Genomic DNA, 15,455 nt, shown 5'->3' with positions numbered 1-15,455 from the left:
TGTCTTATAAAATCTCTGATCAGCATTTTTACTAACATTTTTACTAACGTTTATCTGAGATTGAAGCCCTCTATTTGATCTATAAGAACAAGGATGACCCTATGGATTTTTCATTGACCGATGACCAAGTCGCCTTTCGCCAAACGGCCCGTCAGTTTGCGCAAAAAGAGCTAAAGCCAAATGCTGCCGAATGGGATCGCAACTCGCATTTCCCAATAGATGTAATCAAGAAATCTGGTGAGCTTGGCTTTTTGGGACTGTACACCAATCCAGAATATGATGGCTTGGGCCTCCCAAGACTGGACTCAGCGATGGTATTCGAAGAGCTTGCATGGGGCGACACGGCTGTAGCAGCGTATATGAGTATTCATAACATGGCCGCATGGATGATTGGTGAATATGGCAGCGATACGCTATGCAAAAAATATCTACCTAACATGGTCAGCGGTGAGTGGCTTGGCAGCTATTGCCTAACAGAACCAAATGCAGGGTCTGATGCAGCTTCATTACGTACCAAAGCGGAGAAGCAAGGCGAGCATTACGTACTGAACGGTGAGAAAACCTTTATTTCTGGCGCAGGCTCAACCGATGTATTGGTGGTGATGGCGCGTACTGGTGCTGCTGGGCCAAAAGGCGTGTCAGCGTTCGTCGTAGATGCCAATAGTGCTGGTATCGAATATGGCAAAAACGAGCATAAAATGGGCTGGAAAGCACAGCCGACACGCACGATTAGTTTTAAAGACGTTAAAGTCCCTGTAGAAAACCTGATAGGTGAGGAAGGTCAAGGCTTTCGTATCGCGATGAAAGGACTAGATGGTGGTCGTATTAATATCGGCATTTGTGCGGTAGGTACGGCACAAGCGGCGTTAGAGACCGCAACCAGTTACGTGCAAGAGCGCAGTCAATTTGGCAGCCCGATTGCTAGATTACAATCGGTACAGTTTAAACTTGCTGATATGTTGACTCAGACCATTGCCGCACGCCAAATGCTGTATCTAGCAGCTGATAAAGTCGACAACAATGATGGGCAAGCGTCTACCTACTGCGCAATGGCAAAACGTCTGTCTACGGATCTTTGTTTCGATGTTGCCAATGAAGCCCTGCAGTTACACGGCGGCTATGGTTATCTAAATGAGTATCCGCTTGAGCGCCATGTACGAGACTTACGTGTGCATCAAATCTTGGAAGGCACGAATGAGATCATGCGAGTGATTATTTCACGTCAAGTTTTGCAAGATGAAGGGTTAAGTCAGCTCCGCTAATTTATCTCGCTTTACTAAAACAAGGATGTTTTATGACAGACTATACAAATCTACAGCTATCAATTGATGGCCATACCGCAACATTGACGCTGAATAACCCACCGGCACATACGTGGACGATGGACAGTCTACATGCACTTAAGAAACTCATTACCGACCTCAATACCAACGATGATGTTTACGCATTAATCGTGCATGGAGATGGCGAAAAGTTCTTTTCAGCTGGTGCAGATTTAAATAATTTTTCAGACGGCGATAAAGGCCGCGCAATAAGTATGGCGATTGCATTTGGTGAGGCGTTTGAAGCATTGTCTGCCTATCGCGGTGTCAGTATCGCTGTCATTAACGGCTATGCGATGGGCGGCGGACTTGAGTGTGCATTGGCCTGTGATATCCGTATCGCAGAAGCGCACGCCCAGATGGCATTGCCAGAGACAGGCGTAGGATTATTACCATGTGCTGGCGGCACGCAAAACCTACCTATGTTAGTAGGGGAAGGTTGGGCAAAACGCATGATACTGTGCGGTGAGCGGGTCGATGCAGATACGGCATTGCGTATCGGTCTGGTTGAAGAGGTCGCGGCCAAAGGCGAAGGGTTGCAAGTCGCTCAGGCCTTGGCAAAAAAAGTCGCTAAGCAATCACCCGTCGCCGTCAGTTATTCCAAGCAACTTATTCAAGCGGCTAGAGACACCCCGCCTGCGCAGAACCTCATCCATGAGCGTGAAGCTTTCGTGAAGTTGTTTGATACCAAAGATCAGCGCGAAGGGGTACAAGCATTTTTAGAAAAGCGTAAACCCAATTGGCAAAACAAATAAACAGCAGTCAAAACAATTGAGCCATTTTTATTATCTAATTTGTAGGTCACTTTTATGACAGCAGCTACGACACCGACGAACGACACTAACGCGCAAACATCAGTAAATAATGCAGAACAAGAAGCGTCTGTATTATTCAATACTGAGTCGACGGATTGCGGACATTTGATTGGGGTCATGACGCTCAATACCCCAAAATCACTTAATGCACTCAGCGTTGATATGTGTCAATTGCTCTCAGCACAGTTAGAGCAATGGCAAGCCGATGACCAAGTGGTTGCGCTTGTATTAAAAGGTGCAGGCGACAAAGCGTTCTGTGCGGGCGGCGATATTCGTAAGCTCTATGACAGCATGTCTACCAGTGCATCAATGCCAAACCCGTATGCTACTGAGTTTTTCAGTCATGAGTACCGTCTCTATCGTCAAATGCACTTTTATCCGAAACCACTGATACTTTGGGGTGATGGCATCATCATGGGCGGCGGGATGGGGCTGATGGCAGGATGCAGTCATCGTCTGGTCACTGAGCGCACGCGTTTTGCCATGCCTGAGGTCACCATTGGACTGTTCCCTGATGCTTCTGGCAGTTGGTTTTTGCAGCGTATGCCTGCTAAGACGGGTTTGTTTTTAGGTCTAACTGGTGCGATGTGCAATGGCAACGATGCGCTATTAGCTAATCTGGCAGAGTATGCTATTGCCAGCCATGATTATGATGCCGTTATCCAATGTCTCAAACAGAGCAACTGGCAAACGGTAGATAGCGTTAGTAGTTCAGATAAATACCATAACAATAGTGCACATAGTATTGTTAGCCGTGCGCTTGCTGAGCTGCCAGTCGCTGAGCTGCCAGATAGTAAGCTTGCAACATATTGGCAACCTATTCAGCAACTGATGAATAGTGGCGGTTTGGCTGATATTGATACGCTGCTACAAAGCGATACTGCGCTCGCACAGCTAAACCAAGATTTTGCAGCAGACAGCTGGACGCAGCGCGCAGTCGCCACTTATCGCCATGGCTGCCCAGTAACAGCAGTGTTAACCTATGCGCTGTATCACAAAGTCGCTGACCTATCCATCGAACAAGTACTGTATTTAGAGACCAATGTCGCAGTACATTGCGCGGCCAATCCTGATTTTAAAGAAGGCGTGCGGGCATTGTTAATTGATAAAGATAGAAATCCTAAATGGTCGCGTTCATTAGCAGACTGTTTAAGTGTAGAAGGGCAGGCGTATATCGATCAGCATTTTGTCAATCCTTATCCAAAAGGTGAGCATCCTTTGGGCGGTTGGCTGGGTAAGGATGCCTTGGGTAGTCAGTATGTCGGCTAATTGCCTAAAAGGGATCTATAACGTAAGACAATCAGCGATTTTATAAAGTTCTAAAGAAAGGTGCTAAGACATAAGATAGCAGCATTCATTAATAAGCAATATTCACTAATAAATACTGTTAAATAGTATGTAGCAATGGCTACATCATAAATCATCAAGGAGTGATGAGATGAGTACAAAGGATATAAGTACAATGAATAATAACTCTAAACCAGATATTGCCTTTATTGGACTTGGTAATATGGGTGCGCCAATGGCAGAGAACTTATTAAAGGCAGGTTACGAGCTATCTGTCTTTGATTTGTCTGAGGCTGCAACCCAGCGCCTAGCACAAGCAGGGGCTAGTGTCGCAAAAAGTCCTAAAGATGCTGCAAGTAATGCTCAAGTTGTGATTAGTATGTTGCCTGCAGGTCAGCATGTACATTCGGTGTACTTGGGTGATAGTGGCTCTGATGGTCTGCTAGCAGAGTTGCCAGAAGGCACGCTTGTGATTGACAGTAGTACGATTGCGGCAGCTGATGCAAGGAAAGTAGCAGAGGCGGCAAGTAAGCTTGGGATAGACTTCTTAGATGCACCAGTCTCTGGTGGTACAGGCGGGGCAGTTGCTGGTAGTTTGACCTTTATCGTTGGTGGCGATGATGCTGCTTTTGCTAAGGCTGAGCCAATACTTGCTGTAATGGGGAAAAATATCTTTCATGCTGGCGAGCACGGCGCAGGACAAGTCGCAAAAATCTGCAACAATATGCTGTTAGGTATTCTGATGGCAGGTACGGCAGAGGCAATTAATCTAGGCGTCAAGAATGGTTTAGACCCCAAAGTGCTATCAGACATCATGCTACAGAGCTCAGGGCGTAACTGGACACTAGAAGTTTATAATCCTTATCCAAAAGTCATGGAAAATGTGCCCTCTAGCAATGGCTATCAAGGCGGCTTTATGAGCAAGTTGATGCAAAAAGATCTAAACCTTGCGATGCAGACAGCTCAAGACACGCAGGTGGATACACCGATGGGTGCCAAAGCGACAGAGTTATACGCCTCACATACTGTAGAGAATAGTGATAAAGACTTTTCTAGTATTATTGGACGTCATGATGTCTCATTATTGTCTTAGACATGACTCTCTTAACTGTGACTCTCTTGACTGTCTCTCTTAAATGTAACCTTCTTAGACATACCCGTTCTTAAACATACTAATATTAAGAATTTTTAGTATTACTAGTAAGTGGCGTTAATTAAGAGAATGCATTTGCGAAAAAGAAAAAGGTCTACGCTAAAATCATAGCGTAGACCTTTTTTGATGGCTAATAGATAGTATTAGCTTTGTAGATCGTAGACGAGCGTCTGAACGTCTTGCGCGGCTTTTTGTAGGCGTGGTACATGAGTCAGCAGATCGTCAAGTGATACCCGTATGGTGGGCGCATGTAAGTAGAGAGAAGCCAGATAGCGTGACTTTTTGTCCAGTATAGGGACAGCCACTGCGACCATCTCAGAGATAAACTCCTCGTTATCAATGCCGATACCAGTATCAGCAATGCGATCAAGCTCGGCATTCAATTCATTGATATCAGTAATCGTATTCTTAGTGAACTTATCTAGTGGCAACCCTTGTAGTATTTTCATACGGCTAGTTGTAGATAGTTGGCTTAGATAGAGCTTACCAGTTGCTGTACACCACATGGGTGACTTTGCCCCAACAGGAAGATAAATCTGTAGTGGCAAGGTCGTCTGAGCGCGGTTGGTATAGATCATATCCATATGATAGGGAATGCCAATACCGCACGTTTCCTTTAGCTCATCAACCAGTTTTTGCAAAATCATCTGTCGCTCGTTAAAGAACAGTCGTTGTTGCCATAACTCAACGCTCAAATTGCGTACGCGCTTACCAGGGATAATGCCGCCACCAATATCAACAGTCAAAAAACCATCATCAACCAAGTTTTGAATCAATCTATGAATGGTCGGTTTAGGGATATCTAGCTCTTGTGAGAGCTCGAGTGGAGAAAGCGGTTTTGAAGCATAGGACACTGCTTCTATGATTTCTAGGACACGGGTAATCGACGATACTTTAGGCATATATATGACTCAGTAGGAGTAAAGAAATAGAGCAGACAGCATCACAAAATTTTCATAAATAAGACAAATAGTGACATTACGGACGTTCTATAACAAATCTATTATAACAACTAATTTAGCATAATATTCGCTTGAGGCAAGCGTTAGTCGCGTTATATGAGATCATTTATATCGTTTTATTTGCTGGTGTAGATTTTCTAATATAAGTAACAATAGATACGTCAACTCACAAGGCACACTATTCTGTAAGGTTGAGCCATATAACTATCATTGATTCAAAGTGCGTTCTAGATAATTATGTGGACATGTTTTGCAATACCCTTACATAAACATTAAGCAAGCGAAGTCTCATGTTTACGCTGTTTGGTTACTTTAAGGACATTATGTAACATAAAGGTGAATTTTTGCAGATTGGTGTAGCAATTATTACAGTACCTATGCAATCTTTACATAATGGCAAATAAAAACAGCATCAGTAGGGGTGACTTTTCAAGTCAGAATTGTTTTAATCACCTCAACAAAATGATGGTTTAAAAAAAGCATAATCATCGTTTTTTATGGGCGGGTTTATTTCACACTTTAGGAGAATAATTATGAAATTGATTAAATTGACGGCAATCTCTGCTGCTGTTCTAGCATCAACTGCTGCATTAGCTGCTGATCCAGTTATTGTTGTTGATAACAATGCTGCAGTTGCATATGAAGCTGAGCCAGTTGCAGTTGCTTATCAAGCAGAACCTGCTTCTTATGCATACAATGCTGACGCTGGTGTAGTAAGCAACACTACTGGTGCGGTACTTGGTGGCACTAAAACTTTGTTCCAAACAGCCATTAACCCAGCATCTGTTAGTGCTGAAGTTGGTACTTTAGGTTATGGTGCTAACATCGGTTGGTCACTTAATGAAAAAACTGAATTGCAAGCTGGTTGGGCAGGTGGCGATGCTGCTGACCTTTTCGGCGGTGATTTTGATGTAGATGATGTAAACTATGATGTAGATGCTGACTTCAGCAACCCGTACTTAGGTGTACAGTTACGTCCTACTGGCAACTGGTTTACAATGGGTGCTGGTATTATTGTTCCTGACAACGATATTGATGTACGTGCAAACGCTGAAGATGGTAACTTTAGAATTGACGATGTTGATTATGATGCAGATGAAGTTGGTACTTTAGAAGGTACTATCGAACATCGTAACAAATTAGCTCCTTATCTAACTGTTGGTTTCCGTCCTAACATTACTAATAATTTTGGTTTATTTGGTGAGCTTGGTGCAGCTTACATGGGTAAAACAGATGCTACTGTTCGTGCTACAGGTAATGGCACAAATGCAGTTACAGCAGCAGCTGCTGCTTCAGCTGCTGAGCAAGAGCTAGAAGATAAAGATTATCTTGAATGGTTCCCAATCGTTAAAGTTGGTGCAACTTACCGTTTCTAAGCTAATTACAGTTTAAAGACTGTTATTAGTAGAAAACAAAAAAACGATCCTTTTTAGGGTCGTTTTTTTTGTGTATTAAATTCATAATTAATAATATTTTTATTATTAAGTGATGTTTGTATATCTGTTATTGTAGCAGTAACTAGCCTACCTATGCCTATTGATAACCATAGGTAGGTCTAATTATTCATAGTTTTATCGGCAATGAAAGCTGCCTAAGTAACTTTTAAGTTTTTAAGTAATTAAAAGTTTCTATGCTGCTATATAATATTATTCACTAAGTCATCAATAGTTTTTATTCTATATAGATGGCTTCTTCCATTTGAATATACGGCTTTAGATAGCAATTTATAAGTAGCGCAGGTATACCTATTGGGGGTGACTTGTATAATACGTTATGCTACCTAAGAGGCGCCTTATTACGTGCAAACGTGCACCTGGTTACTACCACAGCTGAATCTATCTGCTATAACCTAGCCCTTAATTCGATGTTCGAGGCAGTCAGTAGGGAGGTTAAAAAATATATCAATTTCCTACTACTAAAAAGTCAATAACTAAATGATGAGCAATAAAAAGGAAGCTATTTTTTAATAGCGTCCTTTTTTAATAGTTCATTTTTTTACTAAAAGCGCACTTTCGAACATAGGGGTTAATAATTTGTTACCGTATTCACTCATATGGTCACCATCATAATATATCGGTCTACCTTTGTATAAAGAGTTACATTTTCCGCTGTCACATAAATAATCGGTGGGGTCTAAAACTCTCACATTATTGCTAGCTCCAACTTTCTTGATTATCTCAATTATTGGTTCGTTTCTTTTAAGGTATAGTTCTTCTGATCTGAATGGCTCGCTGTTTATATTCCCTAGTAGTAGCTCTTTACTAACTACTCTAGGTACGTTAAATGTCATTTCTGGTGTTGGTAAGACTAGATATATAGGCCTGTTTTTAGCAGCCTCTCTAATTGTAGTATTAAGGTTCTTTTCTAGCTCTCCAAGTAATGCAGGTTCGACGCTAGTATATTTTTCAGTGAAGTATATCAATGGTTGTGTATCTTGAATGTTTTTGATTCTGCTTGGGTCTAATTGCCCATATATATAGACTCCTGTTCTTGCTACCCAAAAAATAGGGACGCTTGCATAATTATTTTTTAGAAACTCCATTCTTTTAATATTTTCTTCTAGACATTTCTCTTCTTCAAAAACTTGTATATTTAATATGAACGGGCAAGAGGCTTTAGTCAGCGCAACTATTCCCTCTGTTTTCAAATCATACACACTAGCTAGTGAAGTAGTCAGTGCATCTGCATGACTATCTCCAACAACAATAGCTTTGATATTATCTTTTTTTCCTATGTAGCAAGGAAACTTATTATCGGCCATACAATTATAAGGGTTTTTATTATTTGCTTCGTTGGAAGCTAATAGAACATTATCAGAATAGTGTTGTTCAAAACCATTTGTTACGAAGAGGCCACTTCCTAGCACCCCTACAATTCCAGCAATGTATATAGGCTTACATTTCAAGTAATTTAAGAGAGTTGGAAAGCTCCTTGAGAAATTAATTTTCTCAACATACTTATAACTTAAGAAGCCAAGCAATACTGACAGTACCATCCCTATATAAATGTAATAATTAGACAGGTAAAAGGTATAGATAGCTACCACGAAAGGCCAATGCCATAAGTAGATAGAGTAAGACCATGTTCCTATTTTCTGAAAGATGATATTGCCTGTAATTGCGCTATCATTACGTTGCGCTTGAATAATAAGGAATGAACCTAGTACTGGGAAGATGGCTAAATAACCTGGCCACAAATTTTCTGCTGATATCAAGAAGTAAGAGGCAATAACCAATATTAGACCTGTCCACTCTACGAGCTTCTTTCTGTTTTCTTGTAGTGCAAAAGGATAGAGATAAGCAACCCCGCCAATCATCATCTCCCATGCTCTAGTAGGGAATAGATAATAAGCTGCATTAGGTGATTTATAGGTTGCAATAGCAGAGAATATAAAGCCAAGTACAGTACCAACGATGAGTAGTAATTTCAGCTTCTTTATAGATAAAAATCTACGTAAAGCTAGAAGCACTAACGGGTAGATGACATAAAACTGCCATTCTACCGATAATGACCAAGTATGTAATAACCATTTTTCATGAGACGCTGCATCAAAGTAACCAGCTTCTTTCCAATAAACAAAATTAGATAAGAAGCCCACACTACTCGCAGCATGTTTGCCTAGTGCCTTATATTCTAGTGGCGTGAGATAAAACCAGCCAAAGAACAATAATGCCAAGCAAAGTAGTGCTAATGCAGGAATGATTCTATTGGCTCGAGCAACATAAAAATTAAGAACTGAGAAATTATCTTGCTCCATCCCTCTAAATATAATCCCAGTCATTAAAAAACCTGAGATCACAAAAAAGACATCAACCCCAGCAAAGCCACCAGGCATCCAAGATGCGTTAAAGTGGAATAGCACAACAGCGATGACGGCAAGTGCTCTAAGGCCATTAATATCCTTTCTAAACCTCATGTTTATTCCCTAACAAAGCATGACAAAATTCTATAATTATATATATAATGTAAGTGTATGTATACAGAATTGACTTTAATGAGAATTGAGGTTACTAAATAGTCTTGCATATTATTTGTGTAGAGTTAAGTTACTAAAATTTTTTTATTGAAAATATATAAATTACTTTGATAAATGCTACTAAATGATTCTTTGGATACCATAAGAATTAGGACGTTGGATATGAGTATTTATGTATTGTAGTAAGGTTGTACTTTCTAATAATAAGGATTGTACGTTTGGGGATGAGGATTTTTAACTAAGTGCTATAGATATGATGTATTTGTTGCTGCTCTTGAATTATTACATCTTTAATATATTCTAAGCTACTAACGAATTATTATATATGAGTGATAGAGTTTTACTTCTTTAATAATAAAAGATAAGTAGGGAGAAGTGGCATATAAAACTATAGTTTCTCCATTCTTATAATCAGTCGACATATATTTAAACGACATATATTTAAAATTTTTTATTATTAAGAGGTTAAGATAATTAGAGTTGAGCATAATTCATCAGAAAAACGATCCTTTTTAGGGTCGTTTTTTTATGCTTAAGATAAAGTATTGAAAGATATTCTGAAATCAGGGTTGAACTTTGCTCAGAAAACCTTGCTCAAAAAACGATGACAGTTTGCTGCGATTGTAACGTGGCAATACGGTAAACAGATTGGCGCTTCGTATCCTCGATATTACTGAGTAGGGAAGAAGCGTTAATCTCTTTATTATTTTCAATCAAGCCAGGAATAAGGTGAGAGTAATCCATACCCAAGCCTTGAGCTAATGTATATTGGTTGACTTTGATAAAGCTTTCTTTTATTTGCCACAAGAGTTTGGCAGTGCGTTCTCGCTGATCTGTAGATAGCTCCTGTAAAATAGTCAACTCACTCTCTGAGTAGAAACGCTTGACTACATGCCATGCAATATTATTGGCCTCTATATCGATACCAGCAGGGCGTTGACGACTGATAACAACCGCTATTTTACTGTGTAAATACGTAAAATTTGTCTGATTCGATTCTGTGGTTTGCTTTGAACTACCAGCTCCTGTATGGCTAAAGCATACGTAATGCTGACTGTTGACGAGCCGATAGGGAAAGCTTGACTCATCCAAGGTGTCATCTATTTCTAATTTTTTGAGCAGCTCTTGCAATAGTTGCCTGACACCTTGTCGCTGCTGCTGACGTTGTTTACGCGCTAGAGCAGGTACTGAGTGTTTAGGTGCTGTCGCCACCTGATAGTACCAATTTAGACTATTGAGCTTGATGATGTCTTTATACGACGTATTACACGATGACAACCATAATGACTTTTTCCACAAGCTTCCAGTGACTAAATGACTGATTGACTCGCTCACTTGAGCCGTCACACACCATGTCGTGGTGTCGAGTTGAGTGTACTGTATCTGGGTAAGGTTGGAAGTCGGCATATATTACTAGTTATCAAAAACGATTATTATAGAATTGAATATATAAAATTGCGTAAGTCTGAACGCTATGTATTTGATACGTAGATAGTCATATCTCAATAGCTATGTCTAAATAATCTATATTTAATTATCGGGTCAAAAATATCAAAAGCCCAGTAATATATTATTACTGGGCTTTTATTAAACTATCGAACGCTATAAACAATGCTTAGTAAGACAGCTCAGCACGACGGTTTTGTGCATACGCATCTTCTGTGTTGCCAGCCGCTGCAGGGCGCTCTTCGCCATAGCTAATCACACGGATGTTGTTTGCAGTGACACCTTGAGCAGCAAGGTAGTTACGTGCAGCTTGTGCGCGTCGCTCACCTAGTGCCATGTTGTATTCACGGCTACCGCGCTCATCAGTGTGACCTGCGATAACGACAGTCGCTGCTGGGTTTGAATTGAGCAGGCTTACGTGTTGGTTAAGGACACTCGCTGATTGAGCAGTAATTTCGCTGCTATCAAAGGCAAAGTAGACCACTGCTTGAATATTCTCAGCGCCAGTGATGACAGCGTTTGAGTTATCAACGATAACCGCACCATTGTAGCCAACTTGGCCACCTGGAATACCTAGTGGGGCAACGACAACTTCTGAGGTAGAACGTTTGGTAGCACAACCGGTGGTTATCGCAACAGCGCTTGATAGCACAGCAAGAACAGCGATCTTAGAAAAACTGATTGACATGACGAGCTCCTAAAATTTTAATTAAATTTGTTTTTTTAAACTGCTTCCGATAAAACTTAGGCAATCTCTATCTATCATATACTAACTGTTAATTTATGTAAGTATTTTTACTGTAAATTACGATAGATAAAATTGAGTGTATTACCAGCGGTGCTTGCCCCAGTTTTCAGGGTTGGCCCAGTAGTCAGCATTGAGCCAATTTGGCAGCTGTTTGTAGTCATATAGATTAAACTGCCAAAGCGTCGCAGTAACGGTTGATGAGGTAATAGATTGAATATCATCAATATTTAGAGATAGCTCATTCAATATATCAAATGGCGTAAAGCCGTAAGGTTTTAAGTCTATCGAGCTGTCCAATGCAATAAGCAAATGCGCGGCATACAGGTCACGGTAGCGCATGAGTAGAGGCACATAGTGTTGAGTCAGCTCTTCTGACAAGGTGGGAAGCCAAAAGCAAGCAAGCTCATAACGATCAGGTACATGCTGTTTAGCAAGATCTGATAACGTTGATAAGTGTCGTGCGTTCAGCCTCGCTTCAGTGTTCTCATTAGTAGATGTAGTATCGTCAAGTTGTGCTTGTAGTGCTAATAAATCCGCATGGTTATGTATTACCCATAAAGCCTCATTATTATCTTTGTTATGCTCAGGTGACTGTTCTGCCTGAGTCGTCAATGAGGGTAGTAGCGCGTCAACATACTCTATAAGTAAAGGTAGGGTAATGTCTGCGCGTTTCACCGTATTTTTTGTCATATAATAGGCCATTAGTTAAATGATTGGTCATCAGTATGACTATTAAATCATTTTCAACGACATTATCCAATTGATAACGTATGTTTCATATTTAAATCATCTTGAACCGACGATATCTTATTCTACATACTTGAAATTTAGCGATTTAGGTCAATCTAGCTATAAGCTTGATGAGAAAACCAAATTAGTAATAAAAATTAGCTTAATCATTGCAAAGTTTTGTGTATGTGCTTAGCTTATTAAGCGCTTAGCTGATTAGTTAGCTTAAAGACTTAAGTCTTTCTTAACAGTAGTGCCTTCTGCAAATAGCGAAATGATATTACTCATTCCCAGTAAAAATAACTTATAACCAAATCACTGATAATAATAGGACACCATATGTCTACTGCTGAAACTGATGCACAAATCATCAATCCTGAAATGCCAGATGTACCGCCTCATGCGCCAAGTAAGATTAATCTAAAAGACTATACCAAACCAAGTTTTGATGTCGAGACAGTACATTTAGATATTAAGCTGTTTGAAGACTACGCGCAGGTAGACAGTAAGCTTGAGATGGTACGCCAAACGGCAGGGGATATTGTTTTATTTGGTGAGTCATTAGAGCTGCTAACGATTACGATGAATGGTAAGACGCTGAGCACTGAGGATTATCAGCAGGAAGCGGGTAAGCTGACGATTTATAATGCCCCTGAGCGAGCTACTTTAGACATTCAAGTGCGTATCTGCCCACAGACCAACACCGCGCTTGAAGGTTTATATATGGCAGGTAGTGGTGACGACACGATGTTTGTGACGCAGTGCGAGCCAGAAGGTTTCCGTAAGATTACTTTCTATCCTGATCGCCCTGATGTGCTAGCGATATTTACCACGCGACTTGAAGCAGATAAGCGCTATCCGACGTTATTGGCCAATGGTAACTTAGTCGAAGCAGGTGAAGTAGCCGATGCGCCCGACCGTCATTACGCAATCTGGCATGATCCAACCAATAAGCCAAGCTATCTATTTGCCTGTGTGGTTGCCGATTTAGATGTATTGACAGATTCTTATACGACCAGCGAAGGTCGAGAAGTCTTGCTTGAGTTGTATGCCAAGTCTGCTGATATCGATAAATGTGATGTCGGTATGCAAGCCCTAAAAGATGCGATGAAATGGGATGAGGTCAATTACGGGCGAGCCTACGATCTAGATCGCTATATGATTGTGGCGGTCAGCCAATTCAATATGGGTGCAATGGAAAATAAGGGTTTGAATATTTTTAACACCGCTTGTGTGTTATCTAGCCCTGAAACAACCACCGATGCACGCAGTTTTAGCGTAAAAGCCATTATTGCTCATGAGTATTTTCATAACTGGACTGGTAACCGTATTACCTGCCGCGATTGGTTTCAACTGTGCTTGAAAGAAGGCTTTACCGTTTACCGTGATCAGTCATTCTCAGCAGACCAACAGTCAAGTGCGGTACAGCGTATTGATGATGTGGCGACCTTGCGTGCACATCAATTCAGCGAAGATGCAGGTCCATTAGCGCATCCAGTACGTCCAGAGAGTTTTGTTGAGATTAATAATTTTTATACGACGACTGTCTATGAGAAAGGCGCTGAAATTGTGCGTATGATTGCCAATACGTTAGGGCCAAATGATTTCCGCAAAGGAACAGACGAATATTTCCGTCGTTATGATGGACAAGCGGTAACGGTTGAGGACTTTTTATCAGCACTGAGTATCACTGATGACAAAATCGAGAATTTTATTGATTGGTATCGTCAACCTGGTACGCCAGTGGTATCGGGTTCTCAAACCTATGATAGCGCAGCACAGACGCTGACCATCACTTTGAATCAGCAAACACGCCATGTCAAAGGCTTTGATGCGCCAAAACCATTGCCGATACCTGTAGCAATGGCATTGTTTGATAAAGACTCAGGCGCTATCGTCGCTGAATGTATGTTATTGCTTGACGAGGCGACGCAAACCTTTGTCTTTGAAAACGTTGCGAGCGAGCCTGTCGTATCATTACTACGTGATTTTAGTGCGCCAGTACAGCTTAACTATGACTACCAAGATGCAGACTTAGCGTTTTTGCTTAAGCATGAAACTAATGGATTTAACCGCTGGCAGGTTACTCAAATGCTGGTAAATCGTATTTTGCTGGAAGGCCAAGGTAAGAAGAGCAGCCCTGATGTATACCTAGAAGCATTGGCGCAGACGCTGCCTGTCTTAGCGGCTGACGATGCGATGCTAGCGGCACGGTTACTTGATATTCCATCAGCGCAAGAGTTGGCTTCTGCTATTTCTCAAGACTACGATCCAGTGTTGGTTAAAGAGCAGCGCGATGGGCTATACAAGCAAGTGGCTGATAAGTTAAAAGGCCAATGGGCTGAGCTGTACAATAACCTGCCAATGCAGTCTTATGAGGACAGCGCTGAAGCTCGAGGTATTCGTGCACTGCGTAATGTCGTACTCGATATGGCGTTGACTGCCAATGTGGATGATGCAGCAGACTGGGCACAGCAGCAGTATGATAATGCGAGCTGTATGACTGAGCGCTTTGGTGCATTGAAGGCCATGGTCAATCATCAATTGACAGGTGCAGATAAGTACTTAGCAGACTTCTATGAGCGTTTCCAAGCAAATGATTTGGTTATCGATCTGTGGTTCAGTGTACAAGCTGCCGCTGACGATGTAACGCCTGATATGGTCAAGTCGCTACTGACGCACACGGACTTTGATTGGAATACGCCTAACCGTGTCCGTTCAGTTGTCAGCGCTTTTAGCTCGCAACCGACGGTACTCTGGACGGCAGAAGGTCTAGAGATGTATACAGGCGTGATTCAGAAATTAGATGATGCCAATCCTGTATTAGCCTCACGCTTACTGCAAGTACTGGCCCGCTGGAATACGTTGACTGAGCCTCGCCGTCAAATGGCGCATGAGCAGCTGGTAGATTTACAGAAGAATGTCTCATCTAAACATGTGCTCGAAAGCTTGGAGAGTGTATTAGGTGCTGCAAATAGCTAATTGAGAGCAGTGCAATATGCATTGAAATGCAATAT

Annotated in this window: 11 protein-coding genes; 6 read left to right on the top strand and 5 right to left on the bottom strand. The window is 41.4% G+C overall.

From position 1 onward, the window contains the following. Positions 1 to 101 precede the first annotated feature (101 nt). The 4 genes from IEE84_RS07580 (at position 102) to mmsB (ending at position 4,517) form a co-directional block, all read left to right on the top strand. Positions 102 to 1,262: an acyl-CoA dehydrogenase family protein gene (locus IEE84_RS07580; protein ID WP_191113718.1), complete on the top strand. Its 1,161-nt coding sequence runs from the start codon at positions 102 to 104 to the stop codon at positions 1,260 to 1,262. A 32-nt stretch (positions 1,263 to 1,294) separates the two neighbouring features. After that, on the top strand, positions 1,295 to 2,077 hold the full coding sequence (locus IEE84_RS07575) for an enoyl-CoA hydratase (RefSeq protein ID WP_191113717.1): 783 nt from the start codon (positions 1,295 to 1,297) through the stop codon (positions 2,075 to 2,077). 54 nt (positions 2,078 to 2,131) lie between these two features. Beyond that, complete coding sequence (locus IEE84_RS07570) at positions 2,132 to 3,406, top strand: enoyl-CoA hydratase/isomerase family protein (RefSeq protein WP_191113716.1); 1,275 nt, start codon at positions 2,132 to 2,134, stop codon at positions 3,404 to 3,406. A 193-nt stretch (positions 3,407 to 3,599) separates the two neighbouring features. Beyond that, positions 3,600 to 4,517: a 3-hydroxyisobutyrate dehydrogenase gene (mmsB, locus tag IEE84_RS07565; protein ID WP_224737682.1), complete on the top strand. Its 918-nt coding sequence runs from the start codon at positions 3,600 to 3,602 to the stop codon at positions 4,515 to 4,517. Between the two features lie 203 nt (positions 4,518 to 4,720). On the opposite strand, the gene IEE84_RS07560 is transcribed toward mmsB, so the two are convergent. Further along, positions 4,721 to 5,479 carry an IclR family transcriptional regulator gene (locus IEE84_RS07560; protein WP_191113714.1) on the bottom strand — a complete coding sequence of 253 codons (759 nt, stop codon included), beginning with the start codon at positions 5,477 to 5,479 and terminating at the stop codon, positions 4,721 to 4,723. Between the two features lie 593 nt (positions 5,480 to 6,072). Between IEE84_RS07560 and IEE84_RS07555 the strand changes: the two genes are divergently transcribed. Next, positions 6,073 to 6,915: a hypothetical protein gene (locus tag IEE84_RS07555; protein ID WP_191113713.1), complete on the top strand. Its 843-nt coding sequence runs from the start codon at positions 6,073 to 6,075 to the stop codon at positions 6,913 to 6,915. A 611-nt stretch (positions 6,916 to 7,526) separates the two neighbouring features. On the opposite strand, the gene IEE84_RS07550 is transcribed toward IEE84_RS07555, so the two are convergent. The 4 genes from IEE84_RS07550 to IEE84_RS07535 all read right to left on the bottom strand — a co-directional run bounded on the left by IEE84_RS07550 (position 7,527) and on the right by IEE84_RS07535 (position 12,399). Beyond that, positions 7,527 to 9,455, bottom strand: coding sequence for an acyltransferase family protein (locus IEE84_RS07550; RefSeq protein ID WP_191113712.1), 1,929 nt, complete (start codon positions 9,453 to 9,455; stop codon positions 7,527 to 7,529). A 654-nt stretch (positions 9,456 to 10,109) separates the two neighbouring features. Next, complete coding sequence (locus IEE84_RS07545) at positions 10,110 to 10,922, bottom strand: 4'-phosphopantetheinyl transferase family protein (RefSeq protein ID WP_191113711.1); 813 nt, start codon at positions 10,920 to 10,922, stop codon at positions 10,110 to 10,112. A gap of 208 nt (positions 10,923 to 11,130) precedes the next feature. Continuing rightward, a complete protein-coding gene (gene pal, locus IEE84_RS07540) occupies positions 11,131 to 11,649 on the bottom strand; it encodes a peptidoglycan-associated lipoprotein Pal (RefSeq protein WP_191113710.1) in 519 nt (172 codons plus the stop codon). Between the two features lie 141 nt (positions 11,650 to 11,790). Beyond that, on the bottom strand, positions 11,791 to 12,399 hold the full coding sequence (locus IEE84_RS07535) for a DUF6231 family protein (protein WP_191113709.1): 609 nt from the start codon (positions 12,397 to 12,399) through the stop codon (positions 11,791 to 11,793). Between the two features lie 420 nt (positions 12,400 to 12,819). On the opposite strand from IEE84_RS07535, the gene pepN reads away from it, so the two are divergent. Beyond that, positions 12,820 to 15,420: an aminopeptidase N gene (pepN, locus tag IEE84_RS07530; RefSeq protein ID WP_224737998.1), complete on the top strand. Its 2,601-nt coding sequence runs from the start codon at positions 12,820 to 12,822 to the stop codon at positions 15,418 to 15,420. The last annotated feature ends 35 nt before the right edge of the window (positions 15,421 to 15,455 follow it).

It is taken from the genome of Psychrobacter sp. 28M-43 (assembly GCF_014770435.1).
In the GTDB taxonomy this organism is placed as follows: domain Bacteria; phylum Pseudomonadota; class Gammaproteobacteria; order Pseudomonadales; family Moraxellaceae; genus Psychrobacter.
Note: the sequence above shows the minus strand (reverse complement) of the source record. Positions and strands in the feature narration are given on the sequence as shown.

Excerpts from the sequence above, each read along its gene's own strand:
- IEE84_RS07580 (WP_191113718.1), top strand. The coding sequence starts at position 102 with ATGGATTTTTCATTGACCGATGACCAAGTCGCCTTTCGCCAAACGGCC.
- IEE84_RS07575 (WP_191113717.1), top strand. The coding sequence starts at position 1,295 with ATGACAGACTATACAAATCTACAGCTATCAATTGATGGCCATACCGCA.
- IEE84_RS07570 (WP_191113716.1), top strand. The coding sequence starts at position 2,132 with ATGACAGCAGCTACGACACCGACGAACGACACTAACGCGCAAACATCA.
- mmsB (WP_224737682.1), top strand. The coding sequence starts at position 3,600 with ATGAATAATAACTCTAAACCAGATATTGCCTTTATTGGACTTGGTAAT.
- IEE84_RS07560 (WP_191113714.1), bottom strand. The coding sequence starts at position 5,479 with ATGCCTAAAGTATCGTCGATTACCCGTGTCCTAGAAATCATAGAAGCA.
- IEE84_RS07555 (WP_191113713.1), top strand. The coding sequence starts at position 6,073 with ATGAAATTGATTAAATTGACGGCAATCTCTGCTGCTGTTCTAGCATCA.
- IEE84_RS07550 (WP_191113712.1), bottom strand. The coding sequence starts at position 9,455 with ATGAGGTTTAGAAAGGATATTAATGGCCTTAGAGCACTTGCCGTCATC.
- IEE84_RS07545 (WP_191113711.1), bottom strand. The coding sequence starts at position 10,922 with ATGCCGACTTCCAACCTTACCCAGATACAGTACACTCAACTCGACACC.
- pal (WP_191113710.1), bottom strand. The coding sequence starts at position 11,649 with ATGTCAATCAGTTTTTCTAAGATCGCTGTTCTTGCTGTGCTATCAAGC.
- IEE84_RS07535 (WP_191113709.1), bottom strand. The coding sequence starts at position 12,399 with ATGACAAAAAATACGGTGAAACGCGCAGACATTACCCTACCTTTACTT.
- pepN (WP_224737998.1), top strand. The coding sequence starts at position 12,820 with ATGCCAGATGTACCGCCTCATGCGCCAAGTAAGATTAATCTAAAAGAC.